This window comes from Sphaerospermopsis reniformis, assembly GCF_005402885.1.
Lineage (GTDB): Bacteria > Cyanobacteriota > Cyanobacteriia > Cyanobacteriales > Nostocaceae > Sphaerospermopsis > Sphaerospermopsis kisseleviana.
The window spans coordinates 40,349-55,344 of record NZ_BJCE01000001.1 but is presented as its reverse complement, the minus strand read 5'-3'; the positions used below and the strand labels follow the sequence as shown (position 1 = coordinate 55,344).

Genomic DNA, 14,996 nt, shown 5'->3' with positions numbered 1-14,996 from the left:
CGGGATCTCCTGACGGAGATTGCGTGCGATTTTCTCTTATCTTTAAATCCTGATAACAACAGAAAATTAAACAATAACAATCCTGTAAATCCTCAAATCCTGGACATCCTGATTCTGACAAAAAAATCCCCAACTTATTGATAGTTGAGGATTGCTAAATATTAGTTATTTACTTGTTTTTAAAAACAAATCTACTTCTTCTTTGCTGCGGATTTTGCTGATTTTGCTGCTTTCTTCGCTGCTTTTTCCGCTTCTATTGCAGCTAACTTTGCTTGTTCCTTTTCTTCCTCAATCTTCCGCAAATAATAATGGTAATCTCCCAAATAAACCCGAAATTCTCCGTCCCGAATTTCCACAATTTTATTTGCAACTTGGGAGATAAAATAACGGTCGTGAGATACTACAATGGCAGTACCATCATAATTTTGTAATGCTTCCTCCAACATTTCCTTAGCGGGAATATCCAAATGGTTGGTAGGTTCATCTAAAATGATTAAATTAGCAGGTGTTAACAGCATTTTCGCTAATGCTAACCTAGCTTTTTCTCCTCCACTTAAAGCACCCACTTGTTTAAATACTGTATCACCAGCAAATAGAAATCTTCCTAACAAAGTGCGGACTTCTTCATTTTTCCAGTCGGGAACTTCATCATGTATGGTTTCCATGACAGTTTTATTTAAATCTAATGCTTCCGCTTGGTTTTGTTCAAAATAACCAGGGATAACATTATGATCTCCTAGTTTCACAGTTCCTTCTGTGTATGGTTCTACACCCATAATCATTTTCAAAAGTGTAGATTTTCCAGCACCATTGGGACCTAAAAAGGCGATTCTATCACCTCTTTCAATCAACAAATTAGCACCTAAAAACAAAATTTTATCACCATAAGTATGGGTTAAATCCTTAATTTCTACTACTTCTCTACCGCTACGAGGTGCGGGGGGAAAGCGAAAATGTAAGGTTCTAACTCCTGCGGTTGGTGCTTCAATTCTTTCAATTTTTTCTAGTTGCTTTTCTCGGCTTTTTGCTTGGGTACTACGAGTTGCACTAGCGCGGAATCTATCTACAAATGCTTGTTGTTTTTCTAATTCCTTTTGTTGGCGTTCAAAGGCGCTCAATTGTGCAGATTCATTTTCTGCTTTTTGTTGCAGATATGATGAATAATTACCCAGGTAAGTGCTAGAAACTCCTCTTTCAGTTTCCACAATTTGTGTACAAAGACGATCCAAAAATTCCCGATCATGGGAAACTATGACCATTGGTGTCAGTAACTTTTTCAGGTAATTTTCTAACCATTCAATAGTTTCTAAATCTAAATGGTTTGTCGGTTCGTCTAGTAGTAATAAATCTGGTTCTTGTAGGAGAATTTTACCCAAACTCATCCGCATTTGCCAACCACCAGAAAAAGCACTCACTAGGCGATCGCCATCTTCTACTTGAAAGCCCATTTCCGGTAAAATCTTACCAATGCGAGCATCTAAACCATAACCATCCAAGGCTTCAAACTGACGCTGTAATTTATCTAACTTATGAATCAGTTTATCTAATTCCTCTAGGGTGGCGGTTTCCATTTCCCGTTGTACTTCGTGCAAAGCTAACTGAACTGCGTTAGCTTCCTTGAAAACTGTCCAAAATTCTTCATTAACTGTCCGCGTCGGATCAACTTCAAATTCTTGGTTCAGGTATGCTATGTGTAAACTAGCAGGGCGGATAATTTCCCCCGCAGTGGGTTCTATTTCCCCAGAGATAATTTTCAGTTGGGTAGACTTTCCCGCACCGTTAACACCAACCAAACCAATGCGATCACCTGGTTTAACTTCCCAGTTGATATCCTTTAAAACTTCGCCTGTAGGGTAAATTTTACTAATGTGTTCCAGTCGCAACATGAAATATCTCTCAGATAGGGGATATAAGGGTAAAGCTAACGCCATACTCAATCTTAACAAAATTTAACGACATATTTACAAGAATTTAGGAGTCAGGAGTTCAGGAGTATGGCTTCGCCACGCTTCGCTATCAGGAGTCAGGAGAAAGAATTGATTTTTTGTCAGCATTTAGCCGTCGGTTTCCGTCGGTTTCCGTCAGTACCTGAAATATTTAAATACAAAGAATGAAAAGAAACAGATGCAGATAAAATGCACGCAATTAAAACTTTAGGAAATTAAAACTTCACGAAATTAAAACTTTTCAATTCTTGCTATTAGCTGATTAATAATTATTAATTATTAATTATTAATTATTAATTATTAATTACTGATAGCTCATTACTGACTTCTGACTCCTTGTTCGCGAAGCGTGGCGAAGCCAATCTCCTGACTCCTGACAGCTTTTTGTTACTTAACAATAATTTACATCAAAATTAATAGAATACACCTGTATTGTGTCTAACAAGGTTGACATTTTGCCATCCTTTAAAGAATCATCTTAGGGAACCCGAAGAATCAAGAGGAAACTATGCACACAGTTATTCTCGTTCTGGTTGAGGTGTTAATTGTAATTGGAATGTCAAGGTTACTAGGATTGGTATTTAAATCAATTAAACAACCATTAGTCATCGGTGAAATTGTCGCTGGTATCATGTTGGGACCATCATTATTTGGTTTCATTGCTCCCCATGCAGCAGCTACACTGTTTCCTCCAGAAACCTTACCTTTCCTGAATGTTTTATCTCAGGTAGGACTAATATTTTTCATGTTTTTGATAGGTTTAGAGCTAAATCCTAAATATCTCAGCGGTAATTTAAAATCAGCGATTATTATTTCCAATATCAGCATAATTGTGCCGTTTTCCCTAGCTGCGGTTTTATCTTTGCTGTTGTATCCACTCATTTCTAATGCTAGTGTATCTTTTAACGCCTTCGCTTTATTTTTAGGTGCAGCAATGTCAATCACAGCTTTTCCTGTATTGGCCAGAATTATCACCGAAAATAATTTACAAGGGACAAAATTAGGAACATTAGCTTTAACTTGCGCCGCCGTTGATGATGTAACAGCGTGGTGTATTTTAGCAATAGCGATCGCAGTCGCTCGTAATGGTAGCATCAATCAAAACGCTATCCTCACCATTTTTGAAAGCCTCATCTACATTGGTTTTATGTTCACCATAGGGCGGTGGTTTCTCAAACATCTTCTTACCCATTATCGCCGCACAGGAAAGTTAAGCCAACTTCTTCTAGCGTTAATTTATATGGGAGTAGTTGCATCTGCTCTCATGACTGAATTTATTGGTATTCACCTGATTTTCGGCGCATTTTTATTAGGTGCAGTCATGCCCAAAAATGCCGAATTAGTCAGAGAATTAGCTGTAAAAACTGAAGATTTCGTCTTAATTTTTCTTCTCCCTGTGTTTTTTGCCTATAGTGGTTTAAGAACACAAATCGGTTTACTCAACAGTCCACAATTATGGTTACTATGTGCATTAGTTTTAGGAGTAGCCATAGCAGGAAAGTATTTTGGTACTTATTTTGCAGCCCGTCTCAGTGGCATTAATAACCGCGAAGCATCAGCCCTGGGTTGGTTAATGAATACTCGCGGTTTAACAGAATTAATTGTTTTAAATATTGGTTTGGAATTAGGAGTAATATCACCTTTGCTATTTACCATGTTGGTAGTGATGGCTTTGGTAACAACATTTATGACATCACCATTATTAGAATGGACTTATCCCAAACAGTTAATTAAATTAGATGTTGTTGAACCAGAACCAAAACAAGAGACAAATACAAACACAGAAATAATAGAAACAATAGAAACAATAGAAACAATAGAATCTTTTGTTACTCCATATCGGATTTTAGTACCTGTAGCCAACCCCAGCACCCAGAAAGGTTTAGTGCAATTAGCAGTAGCGATCGCCCTCAACTATCGACAACCTGCTGTGATCAATCCTCTCAGTTTAATCGAATTAGAGGAAGACTACGGTTTTGAAAATACACCCACAGAAGCTAACCGCTTAATTACCGAGCGTCGTCACCAACTAGAAGAATTAATTGATACTCTAGAACCGTCAATCATTCGCTCTTATATCCATCCTATCGTTCGCATATCTAGCAATGTCGCTAGAGAAACAGCCCAAATAGCCCAAATAGAACAGCCTGACTTAATACTGGTAGGATGGCATCGTCCAGCCTTTAGTAATAATCGCTTAGGTGGTAGAGTTGGACAAATTCTCAGCACCGCACCAGTAGATGTAGCAGTATTCATAGATAGAGGCGGCGATCGCCTGGAAAATTTGCTAGTTCCCTACTCTGCAAATATCCATGATGACTTAGCCCTGATCCTTGCCCTGCGACTACTCATCAACCGTGATACCTGTATGTTGCAGATTTTACAAGTCTTAACAGCAAATCAAACCCAAGATGAATTAAGTTATGAATTAAACGGAATGATTTCCCAACTACCAGCCAATGTACGCGATCGCATAGAAATCAAAACCATCAGCGATCCAGAACCCATGTCAGCCGTACTTGCAGCCTCAGAAAATATTGACTTAACCATTGCTGGTACTAGTCGCGCTTGGGGTATTGAAAGACAAACTTTAGGAAGATACACAGATGAACTTGCTATTCAATGTCGTTCTTCCCTACTTATCACCCGTCGTTATAGTCAAGTTACCTCTCATCTGAGTTCCCTACTACTAGAAACTAGCTACCAAGAAACAATACATAATTCGTAATTCGTAATAGTGCCTCCGGCACGCTGCGCGAACGTAATTCGTAATCACCAATCATCAACAACATCTAAAATATGAAAAGTCTACTCAAAACCAGGCAAGTTTTACCATCCAATCTTTTGAAGATCAGCTTATTGTTATTATCTACAACAATAACCCTAAATACTTGCATTAATCTGGCAATTGCCAATTTACCAAAACCAAAAGTAACACTCAACAAATGGCAACTTAACCCCAAATCCCAACAGCTAGAAATTACCCTTTCCGCAAATACAAAACCAGAGTATTTCTACCTGGATCAACCCCCCCGTCTAGTTGTAGATTTGCCTAACACCCAATTAGGCAATGTCAACACCCAAAAAAGCTATTCTGGAACAATCCAGAAAATTCGCGTTTCCCAATTTAGCCCACACATCACCCGCCTAGTCATTGACTTAAAACCAGGAACTTTTGTCGATGTCAGCAAAGTAAAACTGCAACCCGCTTTCCCAAAAAACCCCACGCGCTGGGTATTACGACCTATATTCTCCCATCATAACACCACTAACAGCAATCAACCATCTCCATCATCTTTAATGACTCTCCCACCACCAACCACCAACTTACCCACCAACCAACAACCTTTAGTTACAGCACCACCCCTAAATTCTCAAAACCCCTCTCGATTATCCAACTTAACCATCATCCCCGCCAATTCTGCCAACTCTTCAGAAAACACCAATATGATTACAATTCCTAATTCTTCTGCAAATATTCCTAATTCACAGAATTATTCAAATCAAAATTTTAGCGTTCCTATTATCGAATTTGGCCAACCCATACCAACCACTAACTGGTGACTGGTGACTGGTGACTGGTGACTGGGGATACAATGAAAAGATTTTGGATTTTGGATTTTGGATTGTTTTTGTCAACTTCAATCTAAAATCTAAAATCTAAAATTATTCTGCCTCCTGACTCCTTGAACTCCTTCTCCTAAAATCTTTCTGTTTCCTGCGTTGGTGCAACAGCACCCGGTTGAGATAAGAAGAAATTCTGAGCAGATTCGTTTTGATATATACACCTAATATCTGGCTTCTCACTATCCAAGTCACCAGTAAAGCCAAAAGTATTCAGGCGATTTTTACACTCTCTCACCTGATCAGAAGTCACAAGTCTTTTATTTTCTAAAATAGCCCAGTTATTTTGACGGATTACACATCCAGGACGAATACTAGGCTGGGCAACATAGACATTAAAGGGGTTCAGAGTGACAAACAATCTCGCATCCATCACCATCGCACTAGCCCCATATTGCACACAAATTTCCGGGTTTGGTGCTTTAGTATCAATAAATTCACGGGAAGCCACATTGGATGGAGTTAAAGTAGTTGTAGAACTAAAAGCAATACCAATCCCAATACCTAAAATCAACACCCCTCCCAAAACGGCAATAGTGGTGAAATTAAAGATAGGAGATTGGAAAATAGAGGGTTTAGTAGTAGTAGCTGACCTAACAGTTGATTTACGTCTCATTTTTGCTTGATCACCTTCACGCCAATTTTGAGGAGGGAGTGGTTTCTTATCTCCGATACAAAAAAGCTAACTAATGCTAACAAAAGTTGGCTTTTTCTTCCTGTTTCACCAGTTCGACTACGCTCACTGAACTCCTAGAAGTGTATTTAGAGTCAGCAGTCAGCCAAAAAACAACTGACCACTGACCATTAACCATTAACTAACTAGCTAACAGAGTTTTTTCCAGTGAAGTCCAACGGAAATAGCGATCGCCACCCCGTTCAATTACCACTTTCACCCGTGGTTCTAATTTCGGCAAGTTCGCTAAATATTCCACTTCCTGATCAGAAAGAATATTGCCCTCAATAATCCACAGCAATAAACCCTTAGACTTAGGAGGTAGTTGTTCCAAATGAGAACCAATCAAAGGTGGTAGATAATACACATCACCCACTGCTGCACCGCTACCAGTGCTTTTTTTACCTAGATGGGGAGGTCTCACACCATGAACTCCCATCAAATAGGCCGCCACATCTCCCAAACCTCTAGCTGTAATATGGAGGTTAACATAGCCCGCAGCGCGTAAACGACGGCGATAGCGACCTTCGTGGCCTCCCTCCAACGGAACAAATACACCTAAAGAGCCAAATTTCTCCAAATCCCGGATGAAACCCCTGCCAGTGGTAATTAGTGCCATAGATTTTCGTCTTATTTCACTTAGATATTTCTATTATTTACCTTTGGATGGTAGATTAAGTTAAGTTAAGTTATAGAATTTTATCAACATCCAGCATCAACCCCTCTCAAAAAAAATCTTCCCCATAAACCACTGGACAAACACAACTTAATATATTATATTGTTAGATTGTGACCAAACTGTAAAATCAGGTAACTTTCTAAATTAGCAACCTCAAGCAAAAACAGCATCAGTGATTGATGACTGAAAAACAATCTTCCAGCAATATCTGGTAGAAAAGAGCAAGAGACTGGTAAACTAGAAAAGCATTTAGGTCAAAACAAGAAGCTAGAGGCTCATAACCCACAGCCAAAACCAAGCTTCAGTCCGAGTTCACTCCCGCAGCCCCTAAAACAAGGCAAATCCTCAAACAATAGTTTAAGGTATTAAAAGCAGTAGAGCCTGAACAGCAGTTTTCAGGAAATGGATACTGAATGGAAACATCCATTTAAGTCCTACTACCAACGGAGAGTGCCAGAGCAATGGCTTAGACGAAAGCATTGCTGCACAAAAACGCAAAGCAATAGCGTCTTGCATTGATACCAGAAATAATACCTTCCCATAAAAAAGGTAATTATCACTGTTCTGGTGGACAAGAAAGTGAAAAAATAGACGGATTCACCTAACAGTAGACAAACAGTTTGTTGCGTCATCAAGAATTTGCACTGTCAAATGCCAGTCCAAATTTGCGGAGATAGAATCTTCACAATGACGTTAAGAAACTTGTCTCTTAGAAATCCGATTTCCAGGTCAGCAACTAGATAAGGAGAACCAGTTACTGTGTCTGTAGGTATTCTCGGCACCAAGCTGGGCATGACCCAAATCTTTGATGAAGCAGGAGTAGCCATTCCTGTCACCGTAATCAAAGCAGGTCCATGCACTGTCACACAAGTTAAAACACAACAGACCGACGGTTACTCCGCCATTCAAGTTGGCTATGGCGAAGTTAAACCCAAGGCATTGAATCAACCGAAACTAGGACACTTGGCAAAATCATCTGCCCCAGCATTGCGGCATTTGAACGAGTATCGTACTGATACAGCCAGTGAATATGCTTTAGGACAAGAAATTAAAGCAGATATTTTTAGTGAAGGTCAAATTGTAGACGTAATCGGTACAAGTATCGGTCGTGGTTTTGCCGGCAACCAGAAGCGTAACAACTTCGGACGCGGACCCATGTCACACGGTTCCAAAAACCATAGAGCGCCCGGTTCTATCGGTGCAGGTACAACCCCTGGTCGTGTTTATCCTGGAAAACGGATGGCAGGCAGACTAGGCGGAACTCGCGTTACAATTCGTAAACTGACCGTAGTCAAAGTAGATGCAGAACGCAACCTGATCCTGGTTAAAGGCGCGATTCCTGGCAAACCAGGCGGCTTAGTGAACGTAGTACCCACAAACAAAGTTGGTAATAAATAGTTTTAGTTGATTAGCTGTCAGCATTAACTGACAACTGACCACTAACAAAGGATACAAACATGGTTGAGAGTGTAGTTAAAAATTGGCAAGGCGAAGAAGTTGGTCAGACCAGCTTCGAGTTGCGAGTTGCCAAAGAAGAAACAGCGGCGCACATAGTACACCGCGCCCTCGTCAGACAAATGACTAATTCTCGCCAAGGTACAGTCAGCACCAAAACCCGTTCAGAAGTACGAGGTGGAGGACGCAAACCTTGGAGACAAAAAGGCACCGGTCGCGCCCGTGCAGGTTCTATTCGTTCACCATTATGGCGTGGTGGTGGTGTGATCTTTGGACCTAAACCCAGAGATTTCAACATCAAACTCAACCGTAAAGAAAGACGTTTAGCACTGAGGACAGCCTTTGTTAGTCGTGCAGAAGATTTAATAGTTGTAGAAGAATTTAGCAACGAACTACAACGCCCCAAAACCAAAGAATTGGTAGCAGCATTAGCCCGTTGGGGAGCAGTCCCAGAGCAAAAAACCTTGTTAATTTTGTCTGAGATCGCAGAAAACGTGAATTTATCAGCCCGCAATGTAGAAAATTTAAAAGTAATTGCAGCTGATCAGTTAAATGTATTTGATTTACTGCACGCCGACAAAATTGTAGTTACATCCTCAGCTTTAACAAAAATTCAGGAGGTCTACAGTGCCTAACTTTGACCCCCGCAACCTACCCGACTTAGTGCGTCGTCCTATTCTCACCGAGAAAGCGACCATCCTCATGGAGCAAAACAAATACACATTTGAAGTAACTCCTAAATCAACCAAGACACAGATTAAAGCGGCAATTGAAGACTTATTTGCAGTCAAAGTTGTTAAGGTTAACACCACCTTACCACCACGTAAAAAACGCCGTGTAGGTAAATTTATCGGCTTCAAGCCTCAGTACAAAAAAGCGATTGTTACCGTCGCCGCTGGGGACGAAGACAAAATCAGACAAGTTCTCTTCCCAGATGTTTAAAAATTGGCGAATGGCGGATCAGGAATTGAGAAAGGTATTGATTACCAATCACCAATCACCAATCACCAATCACCAATCACCAATTACCAATTAGCAAAGCAAATCGTTTATGGGTACTCGTTCTTATCGCCCTTATACCCCCAGTACTCGCCAAGTTACAATCTCCGACTTTGCGGAAATCACCAAAACTGAGCCAGAAAAATCACTAACTGAATCAGTACATCGTGCCAAAGGTCGGAATAATCAAGGGCGGATAACCAGCCGTCGTCGGGGAGGCGGACACAAGAAACTATACCGGATTATCGACTTTAAGAGAGATAAACGGAATATAGCAGCTACAGTTACAGCAATTGAATATGATCCTAACCGGAATGCGCGAATCGCCTTAGTTCAGTACGAAGATGGCGAAAAGCGATATATATTACATCCCAATGGCTTGAAAGTAGGCGCAAAAATTATTGCTGGACCTGAAGCACCTTTTGAAGATGGTAATGCCCTGCCTCTGTCTAACATTCCCTTGGGTACTAACGTTCACAACGTAGAACTGACAGCAGGTAAAGGCGGTCAAATTGTCCGTGCTGCTGGTGCAACAGCCCAAGTTGTGGCTAAAGAAGGTAACTATGTGACATTGAAATTACCTTCTGGTGAAGTTCGCATGATACGTAAAGAATGTTACGCCACCATCGGACAAGTAGGCAACACCGACGCGAGAAACCTGAGTGCTGGTAAAGCCGGACGGAATCGCTGGAAAGGTCGCCGTCCTAAGGTTAGAGGTAGCGTCATGAACCCAGTAGACCACCCACATGGTGGTGGTGAAGGTAGAGCGCCCATTGGTAGATCAGGTCCTGTGACACCTTGGGGTAAACCAGCTTTAGGTGCTAAGACCCGCAAGCGCAAAAAAGCCAGCACTAAATTAATTGTCCGTCGTCGCCGTAAGTCCTCTAAACGGGGTCGTGGCGGTCGTCAGTCTTAGAATTTTAGATTTTAAATTTTGGATTTTAGATTCAGTTAACTTGTGGGCATCTGCAAAATTATGAAAATAACAGAAGTCTTGACAAGTAGCTTGAATCATCCAAAATCCGAAATTATCAATCCAAAATCTGTCTTGAAAAGTTCTGATCGGCGGAAACCGCCGCTCCGACTTTCCGCAAAATCAAAAATCCAAAATTGAACTATGGGTCGTTCTTTAAAAAAAGGTCCTTTCGTTGCTGATCACTTACTCAGCAAAATCGAAAAGCTGAACGAGAAAAACGAAAAGCAAGTCATCAAAACTTGGTCGAGAGCTTCAACAATCATACCCGTTATGGTGGGTCATACCATCGCTGTACACAATGGTAAACAGCACGTTCCCGTATTTGTGAACGAACAAATGGTAGGACATAAGTTGGGAGAATTTGCTCCAACCCGCACCTACAGAGGTCATGGTAAGAGTGATAAAAAATCGGGGAGATAGTCATTGGTAAAAGGTGACAGGTGACAGGTGACAGGTGACAGAAAAAATGCGGAAGTTAAAGAATAATTGATGCGTGGAATTCTGAACTCCTGATAGCGAAGCGTGGCGTAAGCCATACTCCTGAACTCCTATTCCCACTGACCAAAACAGAGAAAATTATGGCAACTGATACTACAGAAGTTAAAGCGATCGCTCGTTATATCCGCATTTCTCCCTACAAAGTGCGTCGTGTACTGGATCAAATCCGGGGGCGTTCATATCGGGAAGCACTAATCATCCTGGAATTTATGCCCTACCGCGCCTGTGAACCAGTATTAAAGGTGTTAAGAAGTGCGGCCGCTAATGCTGAACACAATGCAGGTTTAGATCGGGCAGAATTGGTAATTACTCAAGCTTATGCTGACCAAGGTCCAGTTTTAAAACGGTTCCAACCCAGAGCGCAAGGAAGAGCTTATCAAATCCGCAAACCGACCTGTCATATTACTGTTGCTGTCGGTGCAGGTGCTACTGCTGCTAAATAAGCAGCCAAATAAGCACTCATACAGCCACAACTAATTGCGTACAGTAAGAAATTTTAGAGGAAGCATTTGTGGGACAGAAAATTCATCCAGTCGGTTTTCGTCTGGGTATTACACAAGAACATCAATCCCGTTGGTTCGCAGTTCCTGACCGTTATCCAGCACTGCTGCAAGAAGACCACAAACTCCGTCAATACATAGAAAAAAAACTGGGAAGAACCGCTCAAAATAACGCTGGTATTTCCGAAATACGTATTGAGCGCAAAGCTGACCAAATCGACTTAGAGTTACGGACAGCTAGACCAGGTGTGGTAGTAGGTCGGGGTGGACAAGGTATAGAATCACTGCGTACCGGACTGCAAGACTTGTTAGGTGGTCAACGGCAAATTCGCATTAACGTTGTGGAAGTGCAAAAAGTTGATGCTGATGCTTATTTAATTGCCGAATACATCGCTCAACAATTAGAACGCCGTGTTTCCTTCCGTCGGGTAGTGCGCCAAGCGATTCAACGCGCCCAAAGAGCCGGAGTACAAGGAATTAAAGTTCAAGTGGGTGGTCGCCTCAATGGTGCGGAAATTGCCCGGACAGAGTGGACTCGTGAAGGTAGAGTACCTTTACATACACTGCGTGCTGACATTGATTATTCCTACTGCACAGCCCAAACAATTTACGGAATTTTGGGTATCAAGGTTTGGGTATTCAAGGGCGAGATTATCCCTGGACAAGAAGAAGCACCACAACCATCAGGAAGGGAGCGCGAACCCCGTCGTCGTGACCAAAAACGCCGTCGCCAACAATTTGAAGACCGTTCAAATGAAGCGTAATAGGTGACAGGTGAGAGGTGACAGGTGACAGTAAAAAGCCAATTACCGATTACCAATTACCGATTACCAATCACCGACTACCGATTACCAATTACCAATTAGCAAACCATGTTAAGTCCTAAAAGAACGAAATTCCGCAAACAACAACGCGGACGCATGGAGGGTCTAGCACACCGTGGCAGTACCCTGAACTTTGGGGATTTTGCTCTGCAAGCCCAAGAGCCATGTTGGATTACTTCCCGGCAAATCGAAGCTTCTCGTCGGGCAATGACTCGTTACATTCGCCGGGGTGGTAAAATCTGGATTCGCATTTTCCCAGATAAACCCGTTACCATGCGGCCTGCAGAAACCCGGATGGGTTCCGGTAAAGGTAATCCCGAATTTTGGGTAGCTGTAGTTAAACCAGGTCGGATTTTGTTTGAAATCGCTGGTGTATCCGAAGAAATAGCTCGTGAAGCTATGAGATTGGCGGCTTATAAGTTGCCCATCAAAACTAAGTTTATTGTGCGCTCTCAACCACAGGAGCAAGAATAGGTTATGGCTCTTCCCAAGATTTCAGAAGCTAGAGAATTAAGTGATGAAAAACTAGCTGAGGAAATAGTCGCTGTTAAGAAACAACTATTTCAATTACGCTTGCAAAAAGCCACCAGACAGCTAGAAAAACCTCACCAGTTTAGACACGCCCGCCATCGCCTAGCTCAACTGTTGACAGTAGAGGGAGAACGGAAACGGGCAGCAAGTCAATCGACTCAAGAAGCAAAGTAGGAGATTATGGCAGTCAAAGAACGAGTTGGCTTGGTAGTGAGCGATAAAATGCAAAAAACCGTGGTTGTCGCTGTAGAAAACCGAGCTCCTCACCCCAAGTACGGCAAAATCGTAGTTCAAACCCGGCGCTATAAGGCTCACGATGAAGATAATAACTGCAAAGTGGGCGATCGCGTGCGGATTCAGGAAACTCGACCCCTGAGCAAAACTAAGCGTTGGCAAGTTACAGAAATCCTTAACGCTAAAGCTACAACATAAATGGTTGTTATAAAATTAACAACTCTAACCGGGAGACTAAGTTGTGATTCAACCCCAAACTTATCTGAATGTCGCAGATAATAGCGGTGCCAAAAAACTCATGTGCATCCGCGTATTAGGCGCAGGTAATCGTCGCTATGGTGGCGTAGGCGATAAAATTATCGCTGTTGTGAAAGAGTCTAACCCCAACATGGCTGTTAAAAAGTCTGATGTTGTGGAAGCAGTAATTGTTCGCACCAAGAAAAGTATTAATCGTGACAGTGGTATGAGCATTCGTTTTGATGATAATGCCGCAGTCATCATCAACAAAGATGGCAATCCCAGAGGTACACGGGTGTTTGGACCAGTGGCACGGGAATTACGCGATAAAAACTTTACCAAAATAGTTTCTCTCGCGCCGGAGGTGCTGTAATGGCAAAGCCAAAACCTAAAGTGTTTCATAAAATGCACGTCAAAACCGGCGACACTGTACAAGTGATAGCCGGTAAAGATAAAGGCAAAGTGGGAGAAGTGATTAAAGCACTACCCCAAGACAGCAAAGTTATTGTTAAAGGTGTCAACATTAAGACCAAGCACGTTAAACCTCAGCAAGAAGGTGAGTCTGGTCAGATTGTTAACCAAGAGTATCCTGTTCATAGTTCCAATGTGATGCTCTACTCCACCAAGCAAAACGTCGCTAGTCGTGTCTGCTACACTTTCACCGCTGAAGGGAAGAAAGTGAGAATGTTGAAAAAAACAGGTGAGATTTTAGATAAATAAGCCTGTAACCAGGTTGAGATTTTAGATTTGAGTAGATTTAAAGATATTCAATCCAAAATCTAAAATCCAAAATCTAAAATTCCCTGACCAAGCCCAGGGATAATCAGGACAAATAACTATGGCGACAACTAGACTCAAAACTGTATATCAAGAGACAATTGTCCCCAAACTAACCCAACAGTTTCAGTACACTAACGTACATCAAGTACCTAAAGTGGTGAAAATCACTGTTAACCGGGGTTTGGGTGAAGCTGCTCAAAATGCTAAAGCATTAGAAGCATCTTTAAACGAAATTGCCCTGATTACTGGTCAAAAACCAGTAGTGACAAGAGCAAAAAAGGCGATTGCTGGCTTCAAAATTCGTCAAGGTATGCCTGTTGGCATCATGGTGACTCTCAGAGGCGAACGGATGTATGCCTTTCTCGACCGTCTGATCAGCCTCGCATTACCTAGAATCCGCGACTTTCGTGGTGTTAGCCCCAAAAGCTTTGATGGGCGAGGTAACTATACTCTAGGTGTACGAGAACAGCTAATTTTTCCAGAAGTCGAGTACGACAGCATCGATCAAATCCGTGGTTTAGATATCTCTATCATTACCACAGCGAAAAACGACGAAGAGGGTCGTGCCTTACTTAAAGAAATGGGAATGCCCTTTCGCGATCAATAAGTTCATCTAAAGAGGGAACGATGGCGGCTAACGACACAATTGCAGATATGCTGACGCGCATCCGCAATGCTAACCTGGCAAGGCATCAAACAACACAAGTGCCAGCAACAAAAATGACTCGTAGTATTGCCAAGGTACTACAACAAGAAGGCTTTATTTCTGAAGTTTCAGAAGCCGGAGAAGGGGTCAAGCGTAACTTAGTAATTTCCCTGAAATACAAAGGTAAAAATCGCCAACCCTTAATTACAGCACTGAAGCGTGTAAGTAAACCTGGTTTGCGGGTTTACTCCAACAGAAAAGAATTACCAAGAGTGCTAGGTGGCATCGGTATTGCCATTATTTCTACATCCAGTGGGATTATGACCGACCGTGAAGCGCGTCGTCAGAACTTGGGTGGTGAAGTGCTTTGCTACGTTTGGTAATCAAGAAGATC

19 protein-coding genes are annotated in these 14,996 nt (G+C 41.9%); 16 read left to right on the top strand and 3 right to left on the bottom strand.

Annotated elements, in window-relative coordinates:
- Positions 1-191: 191 nt before the first annotated feature.
- On the bottom strand, positions 192-1,886 hold the full coding sequence (locus tag FFR48_RS00310) for an ABC-F family ATP-binding cassette domain-containing protein (RefSeq protein ID WP_096570340.1): 1,695 nt from the start codon (positions 1,884-1,886) through the stop codon (positions 192-194).
- 568 nt (positions 1,887-2,454) lie between these two features.
- On the opposite strand from FFR48_RS00310, the gene FFR48_RS00305 reads away from it, so the two are divergent.
- A complete protein-coding gene (locus tag FFR48_RS00305) occupies positions 2,455-4,674 on the top strand; it encodes a cation:proton antiporter (protein WP_137665978.1) in 2,220 nt (739 codons plus the stop codon).
- Between the two features lie 71 nt (positions 4,675-4,745).
- Positions 4,746-5,510 (top strand): AMIN domain-containing protein, encoded by a 765-nt coding sequence (locus tag FFR48_RS00300; RefSeq protein WP_137665977.1) that lies wholly within the window; start codon positions 4,746-4,748, stop codon positions 5,508-5,510.
- 136 nt (positions 5,511-5,646) lie between these two features.
- On the opposite strand, the gene FFR48_RS00295 is transcribed toward FFR48_RS00300, so the two are convergent.
- Entirely contained in the window at positions 5,647-6,186 is a 540-nt protein-coding gene (locus FFR48_RS00295) for a DUF3172 domain-containing protein (RefSeq protein ID WP_096570346.1), read from the bottom strand.
- Between the two features lie 199 nt (positions 6,187-6,385).
- Entirely contained in the window at positions 6,386-6,862 is a 477-nt protein-coding gene (locus FFR48_RS00290; RefSeq protein WP_096570348.1) for an NAD(P)H-quinone oxidoreductase subunit N, read from the bottom strand.
- A gap of 819 nt (positions 6,863-7,681) precedes the next feature.
- Between FFR48_RS00290 and rplC the strand changes: the two genes are divergently transcribed.
- The 14 genes from rplC to rpsH all read left to right on the top strand — a co-directional run bounded on the left by rplC (position 7,682) and on the right by rpsH (position 14,985).
- On the top strand, positions 7,682-8,320 hold the full coding sequence (rplC, locus tag FFR48_RS00285) for a 50S ribosomal protein L3 (RefSeq protein WP_137665976.1): 639 nt from the start codon (positions 7,682-7,684) through the stop codon (positions 8,318-8,320).
- 59 nt (positions 8,321-8,379) lie between these two features.
- Complete coding sequence (gene rplD / locus FFR48_RS00280; RefSeq protein WP_137665975.1) at positions 8,380-9,012, top strand: 50S ribosomal protein L4; 633 nt, start codon at positions 8,380-8,382, stop codon at positions 9,010-9,012.
- On the top strand, positions 9,005-9,319 hold the full coding sequence (locus tag FFR48_RS00275) for a 50S ribosomal protein L23 (RefSeq protein WP_096570355.1): 315 nt from the start codon (positions 9,005-9,007) through the stop codon (positions 9,317-9,319). The genes rplD and FFR48_RS00275 overlap by 8 nt, the downstream gene beginning before the upstream one ends.
- A gap of 109 nt (positions 9,320-9,428) precedes the next feature.
- Positions 9,429-10,292: a 50S ribosomal protein L2 gene (gene rplB / locus FFR48_RS00270; RefSeq protein WP_137665974.1), complete on the top strand. Its 864-nt coding sequence runs from the start codon at positions 9,429-9,431 to the stop codon at positions 10,290-10,292.
- 201 nt (positions 10,293-10,493) lie between these two features.
- Complete coding sequence (rpsS, locus tag FFR48_RS00265; protein ID WP_096570360.1) at positions 10,494-10,772, top strand: 30S ribosomal protein S19; 279 nt, start codon at positions 10,494-10,496, stop codon at positions 10,770-10,772.
- Between the two features lie 158 nt (positions 10,773-10,930).
- Positions 10,931-11,293 carry a 50S ribosomal protein L22 gene (gene rplV / locus FFR48_RS00260; RefSeq protein WP_096570361.1) on the top strand — a complete coding sequence of 121 codons (363 nt, stop codon included), beginning with the start codon at positions 10,931-10,933 and terminating at the stop codon, positions 11,291-11,293.
- A 68-nt stretch (positions 11,294-11,361) separates the two neighbouring features.
- On the top strand, positions 11,362-12,114 hold the full coding sequence (gene rpsC, locus FFR48_RS00255) for a 30S ribosomal protein S3 (RefSeq protein ID WP_096570363.1): 753 nt from the start codon (positions 11,362-11,364) through the stop codon (positions 12,112-12,114).
- Positions 12,115-12,222: 108 nt separating this feature from the next.
- A complete protein-coding gene (gene rplP / locus FFR48_RS00250) occupies positions 12,223-12,648 on the top strand; it encodes a 50S ribosomal protein L16 (protein WP_096570365.1) in 426 nt (141 codons plus the stop codon).
- A gap of 3 nt (positions 12,649-12,651) precedes the next feature.
- On the top strand, positions 12,652-12,879 hold the full coding sequence (rpmC, locus tag FFR48_RS00245; RefSeq protein ID WP_096570367.1) for a 50S ribosomal protein L29: 228 nt from the start codon (positions 12,652-12,654) through the stop codon (positions 12,877-12,879).
- 6 nt (positions 12,880-12,885) lie between these two features.
- The gene (rpsQ, locus tag FFR48_RS00240; RefSeq protein ID WP_096570369.1) at positions 12,886-13,137 is read left to right on the top strand and encodes a 30S ribosomal protein S17; all 252 of its coding nucleotides are present in this window, start codon (positions 12,886-12,888) and stop codon (positions 13,135-13,137) included.
- Between the two features lie 43 nt (positions 13,138-13,180).
- Positions 13,181-13,549 carry a 50S ribosomal protein L14 gene (rplN, locus tag FFR48_RS00235; RefSeq protein ID WP_096570371.1) on the top strand — a complete coding sequence of 123 codons (369 nt, stop codon included), beginning with the start codon at positions 13,181-13,183 and terminating at the stop codon, positions 13,547-13,549.
- Positions 13,549-13,896, top strand: coding sequence for a 50S ribosomal protein L24 (gene rplX / locus FFR48_RS00230; RefSeq protein ID WP_096570373.1), 348 nt, complete (start codon positions 13,549-13,551; stop codon positions 13,894-13,896). Before rplN ends, rplX begins: the two co-directional genes overlap by 1 nt.
- Positions 13,897-14,014: 118 nt before the next feature.
- The gene (gene rplE, locus FFR48_RS00225; protein ID WP_096570375.1) at positions 14,015-14,563 is read left to right on the top strand and encodes a 50S ribosomal protein L5; all 549 of its coding nucleotides are present in this window, start codon (positions 14,015-14,017) and stop codon (positions 14,561-14,563) included.
- Between the two features lie 20 nt (positions 14,564-14,583).
- The gene (gene rpsH / locus FFR48_RS00220; RefSeq protein WP_096570376.1) at positions 14,584-14,985 is read left to right on the top strand and encodes a 30S ribosomal protein S8; all 402 of its coding nucleotides are present in this window, start codon (positions 14,584-14,586) and stop codon (positions 14,983-14,985) included.
- Positions 14,986-14,996 lie beyond the last annotated feature (11 nt).